The following is a 15054-nucleotide window of genomic DNA, read 5'->3' on the forward strand; positions in this document are numbered from 1 at the left end:
ACTTGAAGCCCACTGGAAAACCAGCATGGTTGCAGTATCCAAGCGGGCAAACTTTATGCTTTCACATTTTACTTCTTCTTTTCAGCTAACCGGTGGCCACAGGCTCAGCTTGGCGCACCCGCCGGGCAGTGCCGACGCTTTTTTGCTGGCGCAATTGTGCACGCAGGCCCAAGGGCAAAACAAACTTTGCCTGATCACCTGTGCCAACCCGCATGACGCCACCCGCCTGCAGGAAGAAATTACCTTGTTTGCCCCCACCCTGAAGGCACATTACCTGCCCGACTGGGAAACCCTGCCCTACGACAGTTTGTCGGCGCACCAAGACCTGGTGTCGGAGCGCCTGGCGACGTTGTACCAAACCCAACAGGGCGATCTAGATGTGTTGATTACAGCGGCCAGCACAGCCATCCAAAAGCTGGCGCCCCCCTCGTTTTTGGCAGGCAGCACCTTCTACTTCAAAACCGGCGACAAACTGAACGAAAAGAAGCTGCGTGAACAACTGACGATTGCGGGCTATAACCATGTATCACAGGTGATGACACCAGGTGAATACTGCATTCGCGGCGGCATTATCGACTTGTTCGCCACTGGCACTGCCCTGCCATTTCGAATCGATTTGTTCGATGACGAAATTGAATCCATCAAGACATTTGATGTCGATACCCAGCGCAGCCTGTACCCCGTACGCGAAATGCGCCTGCTGCCCGGTCGCGAATACCCCATGGATGAACAAAGCCGTGCGCAGTTTCGCAGCAAATGGCGTGAGCGCTTTGAGGGTGACCCTTCCAAAGTTTCCATTTACCGTGACATGGGAACCGGTGTGGCCAGCGCGGGCATTGAGTATTACCTGCCCCTGTTTTTTGAAACTACAGCCAGCCTCATTGACTATCTGCCCAAGAAAGAGCTGGTCTTCATTCAGCATGGCGACGTCGATCAAGCCTTGCAAACATTTTGGGCAGACACGCAAAGCCGTTTCGATTTTCTGTCGAAAGACATTCAACGCCCCATTCTTCGGCCTTCTGAAATTTACCTGAATGCCACTGAATTCTTCAGCAGTTTCGACAATGCGGCACGCGTGAATTTGTCGGCATCCAAGAATGCCTTGGTGCCGGAATACAGCGGCGCGCTGCTGCCAGACCTGGCCGCAGATCGCAAAGCAGATGACCCCATTTTCAAGTTCCGTAACCTGGTCGAACGCACTGGTGCAGGAAGCTACCAACAAGTGATCATGGTGGCCCCAAGTGACGGCCGTCGCGAGACCCTGAACCAGTATTTTCTGGAACACAAACTAAAGCCCTACCAAACAGAAACGCTGCAAGGTGCGCTGGAAAGTGGCGAACGTTTTGTGCTGTGCACCGCAGTGCTCGACCAGGGTTTTGGTGTTTACCGTGGGCTGGATGCACAAGTCGCGTTTGTCACGGAAGCCGAGTTGTTTTCGCTGTCACCACGCCGTCGCGGCGCACGCAGGCAACAGGAAAGGCAAAGCAACGTTGAATCCATGATTCGCGATTTGTCGGAACTGAAAATTGGCGACCCGGTGGTGCACCAGCAGCATGGCATAGGCCGCTACAAAGGCCTGATCAGCATGGACCTTGGTGAAGGCGCATCTGAATTTCTGCACCTTGAATATGCCAACGGTTCAAACCTGTTTGTGCCGGTTGCCCAACTGCATGTGATTGCCCGCTATAGCGGCGCTGACCCGGAAAACGCACCTGTGCATGCACTGGGTTCAGGCCAATGGGAAAAGGCCAAAAAGAAGGCTGCAAAAATGGTGCGCGACACCGCAGCCGAATTGCTGAACCTGTACGCCCGCCGGGCCTTGCGAAAAGGCCATGAATTCAAACTGAGCATTGGCGACTATGAAGCCTTTGTTGAAAAATTCGGATTCGAAGAAACCGCAGACCAGGCCGCTGCCATTCGCGCTGTGATTGCAGACATGACTTCGCCCCGCCCCATGGACCGCCTGGTGTGTGGCGATGTGGGCTTCGGCAAAACCGAAGTGGCATTGCGGGCCGCGTTTGTCAGCGTGATGGATGGCAAACAGGTGGTGCTGTTGGCCCCCACTACCTTGCTGGCCGAGCAACACTTTCAAACCTTCTCAGATCGATTCTCAGACTGGCCTGTGAAAGTGGTTGAACTGTCGCGTTTCAAATCGCCCAAAGAAATTCGCGATGCAGTTGAATTGATCAACAGTGGGCGTGCCGACATCATTATTGGTACCCACAAGGTGCTGAGTTCCGAGGTGGAGTTTTCACGCCTTGGCTTGGTAATTATTGATGAAGAACACCGCTTCGGTGTGCGCCAAAAAGAAGCGCTGAAAAACCTGCGTGCTGAAGTCGATGTGCTTACTTTGACCGCTACCCCCATTCCACGCACCCTGGCCATGAGCATGGAAGGCATCCGCGATTTCTCGGTCATTGCCACTGCGCCACAACGTCGCCTGTCGATTAAAACATTCGTGCGTCGTGAAACCGACAGCGTTATTCGTGAAGCCGTGCTGCGTGAATTAAAACGTGGCGGGCAGGTGTACTACCTGCACAACGAAGTGGACACCATTGAGAATCGTCGCGAAGCGCTTGAGAAAATACTGCCTGAGGCACGCATTGGTATTGCGCACGGGCAAATGAATGAACGCGACCTTGAGCGCGTCATGCGCGATTTTTATCAACAACGCTTTAATGTGTTGTTGTGCACCACCATTATCGAAACCGGTATTGATGTACCCACCGCCAATACCATTGTGATTCACCGAGCCGACAAATTCGGCTTGGCCCAATTGCACCAGTTGCGCGGCCGGGTTGGGCGAAGCCACCACCAGGCCTACGCCTACATGATGGTGAACAACGAAGAAGGCTTGAGCAAGAACGCAGAGCGCCGCCTTGAAGCCATCACCATGATGGAAGACCTGGGCAGCGGTTTTTACCTGGCCATGCACGACCTTGAAATTCGCGGTGCCGGTGAAGTGCTGGGTGCCAACCAGAGCGGCAATGTGCACGAAGTGGGCTTTCAAATGTACACCGACATGCTGAACCACGCCGTGCGCAGTTTGCGCGCAGGCAAAGAACCCGATTTGACCGCACCACTGAACGCCACGGTAGAAATTAACCTGCACACCCCTGCCCTGCTACCGGAGGATTACTGCCCTGATGTACATGAGCGTCTTACGCTCTACAAGCGCCTCGCCAGCACCGAAGAAATGGACTTTGTTTCAGAGGTGCAAGAGGAATTGATTGACCGCTTCGGCAAATTACCTGAAGCCGCAACGGCGCTGTTGGAAACGCACCGGCTTCGCATTCTGGCCAAGCCCCTGGGCATTGCAAAAATTGACAGTTCGACCGACGCAACCGTGGTTCAGTTTGATGCCCAACCGAATGTGGATGCTGGCAAAATCATTTTGATGATCCAGAAAGAGAAAGACATGAAACTGGCCGGCGCAGAACGCTTGAGAATCACGCGGAGTTTCCCGAAAGTCGGCGACCGTGTACAGTTTCTCAAAGGTTTGATCAAACAACTGGCTTGAATTCATGACCAACAACGCTGGCAAACACAACATTTGGTTGCTCTTGTTGAGCGCGGCACTGATAGGGTGCGCAGTGCTCAACACAACAACCGCCAAAGCGGCAGAAAGCACAAATAGCGACGATGCTGGCATGGCCGTGTACAAAGCACTGCTGCCAAAGGCCGAAGCCGGGGACGCAGAGGTACAAACCACGCTGGGCTTAATGCGATTGCGTGGTGATGTAGTAGAGCGCGACCTCAAAGTTGCACGCGTGTGGCTGGGTAAAGCTGCCCTGCAAAACCACACACCCGCTCAATATTATTTGGGCCAGTTGCTGCTGCTTGATGTGTTCAACGCCAGCCAAAGTGATCTGAACAAACAACTGACCGAGGGCATGGGTTGGTTGCGCCGTGCCTCACGAGACCAACACAACCCCTCTCAGTTGCTGTATTCGCAAACCGTTCTGGAAAGCCAACTGGAAAGCCCGTTCGGACACAGCAAAATTGAAGCCCAGCAACATCTTGATTCCTGTGCGGAAGTTTATCTACCTTGTACTCAGTACGCATTAAAGCGACTCGATCAAGGCAAAGAAGAGGTTTACTGTCCCAATAATGAATTCTGCGAACAGAAAAAACGCCTGCTTTACACATTGGCCAATGCGGGCGACGCCAACGCGCGCTACCGGTTGAGCAAATTTGAGGGTGAAGACCGCATGTTCTGGGTACGGCGTGCTGCGCGCTTGAATCACCCACAAGCCAGCCATGAATTGGCCGAGTTGGTGTTGAAAAATGAAGTTCCCTTGCAACCGGAAGACCCTGCCGTGCTGGCCTTACTCAACACAGCTGCACAACAGGGCTTGCAGGAATCCATGCATTTGCTGGGCAGTCTGCTGTACGAAGGGACCCGATTTCCTGTCAACAAGCCCCTGGGGTTACAATGGTTAAACCTTGCGGCGCAACGGGGCCACGAACCCTCGATTGAACTCTTGGCACAACTTCAAGAGCCCGCCGACAACATTCCTGCTATCGACAAGGTAGAATCCGCGCAACCCACGGAGAGCACACCATGAGCCGACTTTTCTTTTCCTCGCAAACATTAAACACCACACAAGTACACACAGCGCTGGACGCACTGAACTTGCCCACACTTGGCGTAGAAGCGCTGAATCAACAAGCCTGCATCGAAATTCCAGAAGCCTACACACTGCCAAAGACCGCAATTACAGATACGCTGCGACCATTGGGCCGCGTACATCAATTTGATTTCGCAATTCTGGAAGCCGAATTTCAAGCCAATGAGTTCAAGCTGTTGGCCATGGACATGGACAGCACCCTGATCACCATTGAATGCATTGATGAAATTGCCGACTTTGCGGGCAAGAAAAAAGAAGTGTCAGAAATTACCGAGGCCGCCATGCGCGGTGAAATCAAAGATTTTTCTGAAAGCCTGAACCGCCGCGTGGCCTTGCTCAAAGGGGTACCGGAAAGCTGCCTGCAATCCGTGTTTGAAGAACGCCTGCGCTTGTCTCCAGGCGCAGAAGAATTGATCGCCTACGCCAAAGCCCACAAGTGGAAAACATTGTTGGTTAGTGGTGGCTTCACATTTTTCACAGACAAAATGAAAGAAGTGTTGGGGCTGGATTACACCCGCTCCAACACACTTGAAATTGTAGATGGGCATTTGACAGGCCGTGTGCTGGGCACCATTGTGGATGCAGAAGTAAAACGCGAAACAGTGTTGGAAACCTGCACACTGCTGGGCTGCGAGCCTTCACGCGCCATTGTGGTGGGCGATGGATCGAATGATTTGAAGATGATGGAAATTTCAGGCGCCAGCGTGGCCTTTCACGCCAAGCCAGTGGTGCAGGAAAAAACAGACTTTTGCATCAACCACGGCGGGTTGGACACAATATGCAAGTGGTTTGAATCGAATATTTAAACCCACACACCGAGTGGCGCGCTTGCCAACAAAAGCAGGCGCGCCACCAACAGGTAATTACATCCGCTCAAAAATCGCAGCAATACCCTGACCACCACCAATACACATGGTCACCAGTGCATAACGACCTTGAATACGCTGCAATTCATACAGGGCTTTCACGGTAATGATTGCGCCGGTTGCGCCAATGGGGTGACCAATTGAAATACCTGAACCATTTGGGTTGACCTTGGCTGGGTCCATACCCAATTCTTTGGTCACGGCACAAGCTTGCGCAGCAAAGGCCTCGTTGGCTTCGATCACGTCCATGTCTTCAATTTTCAAGCCCGCTTTGGCCAAGGCTTTTTTGGTTGCTGACACTGGGCCAATACCCATGATGGTTGGCTCTACGCCGGTGTTGGCATACGCCACCAAACGGGCCATGGGCTTCTTGCCCGCTTTTTCAGCCGCGCTGCGTTCCATCAACAGCACTGCGCCTGCACCGTCGTTCAAACCAGAAGCATTGCCAGCAGTTACAGTACCGTCTTTCTGGAACACAGTTTTTAGTTTGGCCATGCCTTCTACCGTGGCGTCACCACGAACATGCTCATCGGTGTCAAACATCACCGGGCCTTTCTTGCTCTTGATTTCAATCGGCAAAATCTGCTCTTTGAAATAACCATTGGCAATCGCATTGGCTGCACGCTTGTGGCTTTCAACTGCCAAAGCATCTTGGTCTTCACGGCTTACATTGAATTCCTTGGCCACGTTTTCCGCAGTCACGCCCATGTGAATCACATGAAATGGGTCGTGCAAAGCGCCCACCATCATGTCGATGCCTTTCATGTCGCCCATGCGTGCACCCCAACGGGCGGCGGGCAAAATATAGGGGGCTTTGCTCATGCTTTCAGCACCACCACCAATGGCCACATCCGCGTCGCCCAGCATAATGCTTTGCGCTGCAGTCACAATCGCTTGCAGGCCAGAGCCACACAAGCGGTTCAGGGTAAGGGCTGGCGTGGATTTGTCCAGACCACCCTCGATGGCGGCCACGCGCGACAGGTACATGTCGCGCGGCTCGGAATTCACCACATGCCCAAACACCACATGGCCCACCTGGTCAGCGCTTACACCGGCGCGCGCAACCACTTCCTTCACCACCATGGCGCCCAACTGCGTCGGGGAAAAGTCTTTCAAACTTCCACCAAAGTCACCCACTGCGGTGCGTACACCGGCCACTACAACCACTTCACGTGTCATTGTTCTATCTCCTTGTTATTAAACGACTCATTTAAACAATCCGGCCCCAAAGGTCGTGTTCATCACAGTCATCGATCAGCACATTAATAAAGTCGCCCGGCTTGGGTTGCCGCGCCTTGTCTTCTGGCATGGGTATAAACACATTGCCATCAATTTCAGGGGCATCGGCTTTGCTGCGCGCCACAATGCCCTCTTCGTCGGTTTCATCGACCAACACTTGCATCACCTTGCCCAACTTGGCCTCGTTGCGGCTCAGCGAAATCTTCTCCTGCAATTCCATCAAACGCGCACGGCGCTCTTCTTTCACTTCTTCAGGCACGGGGTTGTCCAAAGCGTTTGCCACCGCGCCATCGACAGGCGAGTAAGCAAACACGCCCACACGGTCCAGTTGTGCCTCTTCGATGAAATCAAGCAAGTGCTTGAACTCATCCTCGGTTTCACCAGGGAAACCTGTAATGAAGGTGCTGCGCAAGGTGATGTCAGGGCAAGTTTCACGCCATGCACGAATGCGCTCGATGTTGCGCTCCCCGCTGGCTGGGCGCTTCATGCGCTTCAATACATCAGGATGTGAATGCTGGAATGGAATGTCCAGGTAAGGCAAAATTTTGCCTTCTGCCATCAATGGCACCACGCGGTCCACGTGGGGGTATGGGTACACGTAGTGCATGCGCACCCAAATGCCCAACTCGCCCAACTCTTCGGCCAGTTGCTGAAACTGTGTTTTTACGGGGCGACCATTCACAAAGTCGGTGCGATATTTCAAATCAACACCGTAGGCCGATGTGTCTTGGCTCACCACCAGCAATTCCTTCACACCCGCTTTTTTCAGGCTTTCCGCTTCACGAATTACTTCACCGATTGGGCGTGACACCAAATCGCCTCGCATGCTTGGGATGATGCAGAAGGTACAACGGTGATTACAGCCCTCTGAAATTTTCAGGTAGGCGTAGTGCTTTGGGGTTAACTTCACGCCATGGTCGGGTACTAAATCAATGAAGGGGTCGTGTGGTTTGGGCAGGTGAATGTGCACTGCCTGCATCACTTCCTCTGTGGCATGTGGGCCAGTCACCGCCAATACCTTGGGGTGCAGTTTGGTAATCATGTCCTTGCCTTCGTTGCCGTTTTTGGCGCCCAGGCAACCAGTCACAATCACCTTGCCATTGGCATGCATGGCTTCACCAATTGCATCCAGGCTTTCTTGTACGGCGCTGTCAATAAACCCGCAGGTGTTGACAACAATCAGGTCCGCTCCTTCATAGGAGGCGGACACGTTGTACCCCTCTACTTTAAGCTGGGTCAGAATTCGCTCGGAATCCACAAGGGCCTTTGGGCAACCCAAAGAAACAAAGCCCACACTCGGTGGGCGCTTGGCAGAGAAGGTGTCGTCTTGCATTTTTTCGTTTATTTTTTCGTAGGGTCCGGCTTGGCTTTGGTGGCACCAGGCATACCTGGCATTCCGCTCATGCCAGGAAACTCGCCCGGGTTGGGAAATCCAAAGTTTGTGAACATGCTGCGGGTTTGGTTTTGAAACTGATCCTGCATTTGCACAAACATGTTTTTGCTTTGTTCAATGTAATTGCTCATCATGCTTTGAATGACGGGCGTTTGAACGCTCATGAACTGCGACCACAACTCCGGATTGGCAAACTGGCTGCCATCTGCAACGTTCTTGCCTTGATCCTGAAAACTGTTCTGAATGTCCATGAACGCCTGCAGGTTCTTCTCAAGGAATGTGCCCATGATGCCCTGCATCGCATTGCCATAGAACCGAATGATCTGCGAAAGCATGGGTGAAGTGAAAATAGGCACGCCCGCGGTTTCTTCTTCCAGAATGATCTGGAGCAGAATACTTCGGGTTAAATCTTCGCCACTTTTCGCATCCACGACTTGAAAGCCTTCGTTTTCCAGCACCAATAGCTTCACATCGCCCAAGGTGATGTAACTGCTGGTTTGAGTGTCGTACAAGCGTCGGTTCGGATATTTCTTGATCAGTCGTGTTGCTTCAGCCATGCCTCTCATCTCTTTCTTGTGGTGTTATACGCCGCCGCACCTGCGTGGGTGGGCGGTCTGGATGCCAGTGCCCTGGTGTTGCTGGTTGCCAAACAACCCAACACAAACAAGCACTTACAAAAAACAAAGCACTGCACGCTTTTTCAACGTGCAGTGCAACATCATACCGCCTTTTTGGCACTTGGTTGCCGAAAATGCACCAAGCATTAACCCATGTGCAGGCCGCCGTTCAGCGAGAAGTCAGCACCTGTCGAGAAACCGGAGTCCTCAGAGGCCAGCCACGCACAAATGGACGCGATTTCTTCAGGCGTGCCCAAACGCTTGACTGGAATGGTGTTCACGATTTTTTCAAGCACGTCGGGACGAATAGCGCGAACCATGTCGGTGCCAATATAACCTGGCGACACTGTATTCACGGTAACCCCTTTGGAGGCAACTTCCTGAGCCAGCGCCATGGTAAAACCACGCAAGCCGGCCTTGGCTGTGGAATAGTTGGTTTGACCAAACTGCCCCTTCTGCCCGTTCACCGAAGAAATATTGATGATGCGGCCAAAGCCCTGCTCAACCATGCCACCAATTACCTGCTTGGTCACGTTGAACAGCGAATTCAAGTTGGTGTCGATCACAGCAGACCAATCGTCGCGGCTCATTTTCACAAAGGTGCCATCGCGTGTAATGCCGGCGTTGTTCACCAAAATTGACACAGTACCGTGTTCGGCGCGAACCTTTTCAAACGCTGTGACAGTGCTGTCCCAATCGGCCACATTGCCTTCACTGGCATACACCTCATATCCCGCGCTGCGCATTTCGCCCAACCATTTTTCCTTTCGCGGTGAATTGGGGCCACAACCGGCAATCACGCGGTAACCCTGCTCACACAGTTTCTTGCAAATGGCCGTTCCAATGCCACCCATACCACCTGTTACGTACGCTACTTTTGGTTCACTCATGATTCACATCCCTTCTTTATTTGTATTAATTTAAATTTTGCGCTTTATCGTGATACGGCCAATGCCACACCCATGCCACCACCGATACACAAAGAGGCCAGGCCTTTCTTGGCATCACGCTTGTTCATTTCATGGATCAAGCTAACCAGCACACGGCAACCCGAGGCACCAATCGGGTGGCCCAAGGCAATCGCGCCACCGTTTACGTTGATTTTCGAGGTGTCCCAGCCCATTTCCTTGTTCACCGCACAGGCTTGTGCTGCAAATGCCTCGTTGATCTCCATCAGGTCCAGGTCAGCTGCTGTCCAGCCTGCTTTTTCCAGACACTTCTTTGAGGCAGGAACAGGACCCATTCCCATGATTGTGGGGTCAAGGCCAGCACTGGCATAGGCCTGTATTTTGGCCAACACGGGCAAACCCAGTTCTTTGGCTTTCGCAGCACTCATCAACATCACAGCAGCCGCACCGTCGTTCAAACCAGAGGCATTGGCTGCAGTCACACTGCCGTCTTTCTTGAATGCCGGTTTCAAGGCAGTCATATTGTCCAAGGTGGCGCCTAAACGCGGAAACTCGTCGGTGTCAAACACCAAAGGGTCACCTTTGCGCTGTGGAATGCTTAGCGGAAAAATTTCATCCTTAAAACGTCCCGCTTTAATGGCAGCTTCGGCCTTGTTCTGGCTTTTCACAGCGAACTCATCTTGCTCGGCACGGTTAATACTGTACTTTTCAGCCACGTTCTCGGCCGTAATACCCATGTGGTACTGGTTGTACACGTCCCACAGGCCATCCACAATCATGCTGTCGACCAGCTTGGCGTCACCCATTCGGAAGCCATCGCGGCTGCCCATCATCACATGGGGCGCAGCGCTCATGTTTTCCTGTCCGCCAGCAATTACAATTTCAGCATCACCACAGGCAATCGCCTGTGCACCCAACATCACAGCCTTCAAGCCAGAACCACACACCTTATTAATCGTGAGCGCAGGCACACCCACTGGCAAACCAGCCTTGATCACCGCTTGGCGCGCGGGGTTTTGCCCCGAACCCGCTGTGAGTACCTGACCCAAAATCACTTCGGAAATTTGCTCGCCCTTAACGCCGGTTTTTTCAAGCAAACCCTTGATGACGTGCGCACCCAATTCAGGCGCAGAAATTTTGGCAAGTGATCCACCAAACTTGCCCAGTGCGGTTCGGCCCGCGGCAACAATTACCACTTCAGTCATGTCAACTCTCCTTACAGGTTTTTATACGGCCCGCTGTTTCACGTATCGTCCAGGTGCAGGCTCAATCGGTTTGTATTTCGCATTACCGGGCTTGGCAGGCGCTTTTACTTCGCCGCCTTTCATGGGCTCAAGCCACTGCGCCCAATCATTCCACCAGCTGCCTGGTACTTCTTTCGCTTTCTTGAACCACTGCTCAGGTGTTTCTGGAATTTCGCCCTCACACACCCAGTAATTGCGCTTGTTCTTGTTTGCGGGGTTGATCACACCCGCGATGTGCCCGCTGGCACCCAACACGAAACGAGATTCGCCACTGACCAAATGACTAGTTTGAAATGCGCTGGTCCACGGCACAATGTGGTCTTCCCGAGTTGCCAAAATGTAAACAGGCACATCGATCAAACCCAAATCAACCGGCATGCCACACACCTGGGCCTTCCCGGGTTGGCACACCTTGTTTTCAAGGTAGGTGTTGCGCAGGTACCAGGCAAACATGGGACCGGGCAAATTGGTGCTGTCACTGTTCCAGTACAACAAATCGAACACGGGTGGTTTTTCACCTTTCAGGTAATTGTTCACCACATAGTTCCAGATCAAATCATTCGGACGCAGGGAGGAAAATGCGCTCGACAAATCTTTACCGGGCATCACGCCACCCTTGCCAATACTTTCCTCGCGCGCTTTGACCTGTTCTTCATCGACAAACACGCCAAGTGCACCTGTGTCAGTGAAATCGAGCAATGTGGTCAAAAAAGTGACACTGTTCACACTGTCATCACCACGATTGGCCAAGGTTGACAGTGCTGTTGCCAGAAGCGTGCCACCCACACAAAACCCCAGCACATTCAGCTTGGGCTGCTTTGAAATGGCCTTGACCACATCAATTGCTTTGATCACGCCATCCTCAACGTAGCCGTCCCAAGTAAAATGACCATCGGCTTCGGTCGGGTTTTTCCAGGATACCAAAAACAAGGTATGGCCTTGCCCAACCACAAAATTCACCAGTGAGTTGCTTGGCTGAAGATCGAGGATGTAATACTTGTTGATACACGGAGGCACAAACAGCATGGGCTGTTTGCCTACTTTTTCGGTGGTGGGCTTGTATTGCAAAAGCTGAAAGTATTCGCATTCAAACACCACATCACCCGGGGTGGTGGCCACATTCACGCCCACTTCAAACGCACTTTCGTCGGTTTGGGAAATGCGGCCCTTCTGCATGTCTGCCATCAGGTTTTGAATGGCCTGCGTCAGGCTTTCACCTTTGGTTTCCAGCAGCTTTTTTTGCGCTTCGGGATTGGTCACGAAAAAATTGGATGGGCTGAGCGCGTCGACAAATTGCTCAACTGCGTACTCCACCTTTCTTTTCTCCGGGCTGCTGTCGGGCACCAACTCAACAATTCGTTTGGTGAACCGCGCATTCAATGAGTACATGGCCGCAGTGAACTCGTACACACCGTGGTCATGCCAATCGGCTGCGGCAAAACGCTTATCGCCTTGAATCCAGCTGTCCAATGGAACGGGCTGAGTTGCCTTGGAATCGGTATTGGGTAGATTGGAAAAAGCTGAAGCCATCAACGCCGACAACTCGGCAGCGTATTCAGTTTGAATTTGCCCAAGAGAATGAACTGGAATTTGACTAAGCGCCGCTTGACAAGCTCCCATGATGGAATTCATGAAAGGCTGAATAGCGCCCATGGCTGCATTCTGCAAAGGTACAGCAGCCTGCAAACCAGGCAACGGACCCAATTGACCAAAAGCACCCATGGCTTGTTGAAACTGCGCCTGCATTTGCTGCTGCATTTGTTCTGCAACAGGCAATAGCTGACCAAAGACTTCGTTGAAGTCTGGTATTTTTTTGTTCACCTTCCTCTCCTTTGTGGGGGCAGTATGCTCCCTTGGCTCGTCGGCCTTTGCGATATTGTGCACCGCAACATTTTGACTTGTCAAATAATTGTATGCCTCTGACCCTTACTGTTTGCTGATGAGGCTGATTTCATGCACCATCTCCAGTGTATTCGCTTCACCCTTGAGTTCACAAAGATGTACATCGTTATTATTGGCTGGATGTATGTGGTCACCCTGATGGCGGCCACTGAAACAAACTTCGTGGCTGGAATTGTCACATTCCTTTTTTACGGGGCTCTACCCTGTGCCGTGCTGGCATATTTGATGGGGACAAAGTCGAGACGACTTAAACGCCGTGCTCAGGAAGAAGCCGAATTAGCGTTGCAAAACGCCCGGACTGAACACCCTGCTGTTGCCCCCGTCGATGAGAAAACCAACGCGGATCAGTAAAGGTGTCGTAGCCACCGCCTTCAATATTGGCGTCACCCAATTCGCGCAGTGCGAGTCGCGCCAGTGCATACAGATCGGCCATGTATTTTTCAGGCTTGTCAGTCAAGGCAGCGCAAGGCTTGAAGCAATCAACTGAACTCGCATTCTGCTCGGCAAAGGCCTGAAATACCTCAGCCCCGACTTCAAACGAGTCTGGGCCAATTGCTGGGCCCATCCAGGCCTTGATTTGAGTGAGGGGAACCTTGCAGGCCTGGCTCAATGCACTTGCACTGGCTTGTAAAACACCCGCGTGAAGGCCACGCCAGCCTGCATGGGCTGCAGCAACTCCCAAGGCCTTGCCAGATTTGCTCAATGCCACAAAAACAACGGGCAAGCAGTCTGCAGTCATAATGGCCAAGGTAACATCGCTGCTGACACTTACGGAGGCATCAGCCCCCGGCGGTGCTGTGCGGGACGAATGGGCATCGCTGGCTAGATTCGCATTGAATACCTGGCAACCATGCACCTGATTCAACCACACAACCGGGGCCCCCATTTCCTGCTCGGTTGAACTCCGACGGTCTCGCACATCAGCCAAACAGTCCCCAACGTGGGCACCCAAATTGAATCCATAGGAATCGACGTGAAACTGTGGATGATCAAACCCTGACTCCGTGACCAACACCTTGACGCCCAACCAATCCGGACCGAGCCCGGAGACAGGAATTCGCTTATTCAATTTCTTCAAGGTCATCGTCGTCATCAAAACGCACCAGTACCGAAGCCTTGTGTTGATGGGCCTCCTCCAACACAGCGTCTTCTACATCATCGCTGTGGAAATCAATTCCAGCCATTTCCCCCAGTAAACGCAAGTCCTCTGGTGCTTTGGCCACATACTCTGGCCATTCGTGATTACCAAGGCTTTCGTCCCAATCTTCAGCGGCCTCATCGGAGCCCTGCACGTGGAAATGAGCTGGATCAGGGAAACTTAGGTGGGTGGCATGCAAGGCTTGACGCTCGAACTTTTCCCCATTGGGTAGTTCAATCGAAGAAAGCCGCAAGGCGGAGTGGCTGCCCGCGCCCTTTATTTTGTAGACCGGATCGGCCACCAAAGCAAAACCAGCATGCTGGGCGTGTACACGAATTTGATGGGTACGCCCGGTTTCCAGACGGCATACCATTAGTGTCACCGGCACTTCAAGCAGTTCACCAAAAGCCACGGGCGTGAAGTGGGTTACAGCAGGCTTGCCATGATCCACTACAGCCATACGCAAACGGTTGCGCGGATCGCGACCCAAAGGGTTATTGACTGTCAAGGGGCTGGAAATTCGTCCCCACACCATGGCCAAATACACCCGCTTCACAATGCGAGCTTGCAACATTTGGACCAGTTTGACCTGGGTTTCCTGGGTGCGCGCCACGACCATCAAACCGGTGGTATCTGCATCCAGGCGATGAACGATGCCGGCACGCGGCACATGAATCAATTCCGGGTCAAGGTGATAGAGACCATTCATCAAAGTACCTGTCCAGTGCCCCGGTGCGGGATGAACCACCAAACCGGCCTGCTTATTGACCACCGTATATTCGTTGGTACGGGCCACAATGTCCAGGTTCATGTCTTCGGGAATCAAAGCCTGCATGTGGGCCAATACCCCAGGACTTAACTCAATACGGTCCATACCCTGCACTTTTTGGTTGCCTTTGGCAGCGGCCACGCCATTGACCAGCACTCTTTCCTCTTTCAACCAGCCCTGCAGTCGGGAACGCGAGTACTGCGGGAACAACTCGGCGATCACTTTGTCCAAGCGGGAGCCTCCCAGTTCCATGGGCACACTGGCTTGCAAAGGTTGATCGGGTAGTGCGTTTTCCGCATCGGCTTGAATTTGGGACGTCATAAATTAGAATCGAATCTTTCAATTGA

The 15054-nt window shown here is 52.7% G+C and carries 11 protein-coding genes; 3 read left to right on the top strand and 8 right to left on the bottom strand.

Translation table 11 applies throughout. The features are described 5' to 3' along the window. Positions 1 to 55 precede the first annotated feature (55 nt). Genes mfd through serB form a run of 3 tightly spaced genes read left to right on the top strand, consistent with a single transcriptional unit; the run spans position 56 to position 5437 of the window. A complete protein-coding gene (gene mfd, locus LMED105_RS04140; protein ID WP_050771153.1) occupies positions 56 to 3520 on the top strand; it encodes a transcription-repair coupling factor in 3465 nt (1154 codons plus the stop codon). Between the two features lie 4 nt (positions 3521 to 3524). Further along, entirely contained in the window at positions 3525 to 4568 is a 1044-nt protein-coding gene (locus LMED105_RS04145; protein WP_008248449.1) for a tetratricopeptide repeat protein, read from the top strand. Further along, on the top strand, positions 4565 to 5437 hold the full coding sequence (gene serB / locus LMED105_RS04150) for a phosphoserine phosphatase SerB (RefSeq protein ID WP_008248450.1): 873 nt from the start codon (positions 4565 to 4567) through the stop codon (positions 5435 to 5437). Before LMED105_RS04145 ends, serB begins: the two co-directional genes overlap by 4 nt. Positions 5438 to 5494: 57 nt before the next feature. Here the strand turns inward: serB and bktB are convergent, their stop codons facing one another. The 8 genes from bktB to LMED105_RS04195 all read right to left on the bottom strand — a co-directional run bounded on the left by bktB (position 5495) and on the right by LMED105_RS04195 (position 15028). Then, a complete protein-coding gene (gene bktB / locus LMED105_RS04155) occupies positions 5495 to 6676 on the bottom strand; it encodes a beta-ketothiolase BktB (RefSeq protein ID WP_008248452.1) in 1182 nt (393 codons plus the stop codon). 31 nt (positions 6677 to 6707) lie between these two features. Then, positions 6708 to 8069 (bottom strand): 30S ribosomal protein S12 methylthiotransferase RimO, encoded by a 1362-nt coding sequence (rimO, locus tag LMED105_RS04160; protein ID WP_008248454.1) that lies wholly within the window; start codon positions 8067 to 8069, stop codon positions 6708 to 6710. A gap of 8 nt (positions 8070 to 8077) precedes the next feature. Next, positions 8078 to 8686, bottom strand: coding sequence for a polyhydroxyalkanoate synthesis repressor PhaR (phaR, locus tag LMED105_RS04165; RefSeq protein WP_008248456.1), 609 nt, complete (start codon positions 8684 to 8686; stop codon positions 8078 to 8080). Between the two features lie 206 nt (positions 8687 to 8892). Then, positions 8893 to 9636 (bottom strand): acetoacetyl-CoA reductase, encoded by a 744-nt coding sequence (gene phbB, locus LMED105_RS04175; RefSeq protein ID WP_008248461.1) that lies wholly within the window; start codon positions 9634 to 9636, stop codon positions 8893 to 8895. 44 nt (positions 9637 to 9680) lie between these two features. Beyond that, a complete protein-coding gene (locus tag LMED105_RS04180; protein WP_008248463.1) occupies positions 9681 to 10859 on the bottom strand; it encodes an acetyl-CoA C-acetyltransferase in 1179 nt (392 codons plus the stop codon). 21 nt (positions 10860 to 10880) lie between these two features. After that, positions 10881 to 12620, bottom strand: coding sequence for a class I poly(R)-hydroxyalkanoic acid synthase (locus LMED105_RS04185; RefSeq protein ID WP_156799549.1), 1740 nt, complete (start codon positions 12618 to 12620; stop codon positions 10881 to 10883). A 427-nt stretch (positions 12621 to 13047) separates the two neighbouring features. Further along, positions 13048 to 13893 carry a peptidoglycan editing factor PgeF gene (gene pgeF, locus LMED105_RS04190; protein WP_083797088.1) on the bottom strand — a complete coding sequence of 282 codons (846 nt, stop codon included), beginning with the start codon at positions 13891 to 13893 and terminating at the stop codon, positions 13048 to 13050. Further along, on the bottom strand, positions 13862 to 15028 hold the full coding sequence (locus tag LMED105_RS04195) for an RluA family pseudouridine synthase (RefSeq protein WP_008248469.1): 1167 nt from the start codon (positions 15026 to 15028) through the stop codon (positions 13862 to 13864). The genes pgeF and LMED105_RS04195 overlap by 32 nt, the downstream gene beginning before the upstream one ends. Positions 15029 to 15054: the final 26 nt, after the last annotated feature.

This window comes from Limnobacter sp. MED105 (assembly GCF_000170915.1).
Taxonomy (GTDB): Bacteria; Pseudomonadota; Gammaproteobacteria; order Burkholderiales; family Burkholderiaceae_B; genus Limnobacter.

What these genes read in the sequence shown, in the direction of transcription:
- bktB (WP_008248452.1), bottom strand. Translation starts at nt 6,676, where the DNA reads ATGACACGTGAAGTGGTTGTAGTGGCCGGTGTACGCACCGCAGTGGGT.
- phaR (WP_008248456.1), bottom strand. Translation starts at nt 8,686, where the DNA reads ATGGCTGAAGCAACACGACTGATCAAGAAATATCCGAACCGACGCTTG.
- serB (WP_008248450.1), top strand. Translation starts at nt 4,565, where the DNA reads ATGAGCCGACTTTTCTTTTCCTCGCAAACATTAAACACCACACAAGTA.
- LMED105_RS04195 (WP_008248469.1), bottom strand. Translation starts at nt 15,028, where the DNA reads ATGACGTCCCAAATTCAAGCCGATGCGGAAAACGCACTACCCGATCAA.
- LMED105_RS04180 (WP_008248463.1), bottom strand. Translation starts at nt 10,859, where the DNA reads ATGACTGAAGTGGTAATTGTTGCCGCGGGCCGAACCGCACTGGGCAAG.
- mfd (WP_050771153.1), top strand. Translation starts at nt 56, where the DNA reads ATGCTTTCACATTTTACTTCTTCTTTTCAGCTAACCGGTGGCCACAGG.
- pgeF (WP_083797088.1), bottom strand. Translation starts at nt 13,893, where the DNA reads ATGACGACGATGACCTTGAAGAAATTGAATAAGCGAATTCCTGTCTCC.
- phbB (WP_008248461.1), bottom strand. Translation starts at nt 9,636, where the DNA reads ATGAGTGAACCAAAAGTAGCGTACGTAACAGGTGGTATGGGTGGCATT.
- rimO (WP_008248454.1), bottom strand. Translation starts at nt 8,069, where the DNA reads ATGCAAGACGACACCTTCTCTGCCAAGCGCCCACCGAGTGTGGGCTTT.
- LMED105_RS04185 (WP_156799549.1), bottom strand. Translation starts at nt 12,620, where the DNA reads ATGGGTGCTTTTGGTCAATTGGGTCCGTTGCCTGGTTTGCAGGCTGCT.
- LMED105_RS04145 (WP_008248449.1), top strand. Translation starts at nt 3,525, where the DNA reads ATGACCAACAACGCTGGCAAACACAACATTTGGTTGCTCTTGTTGAGC.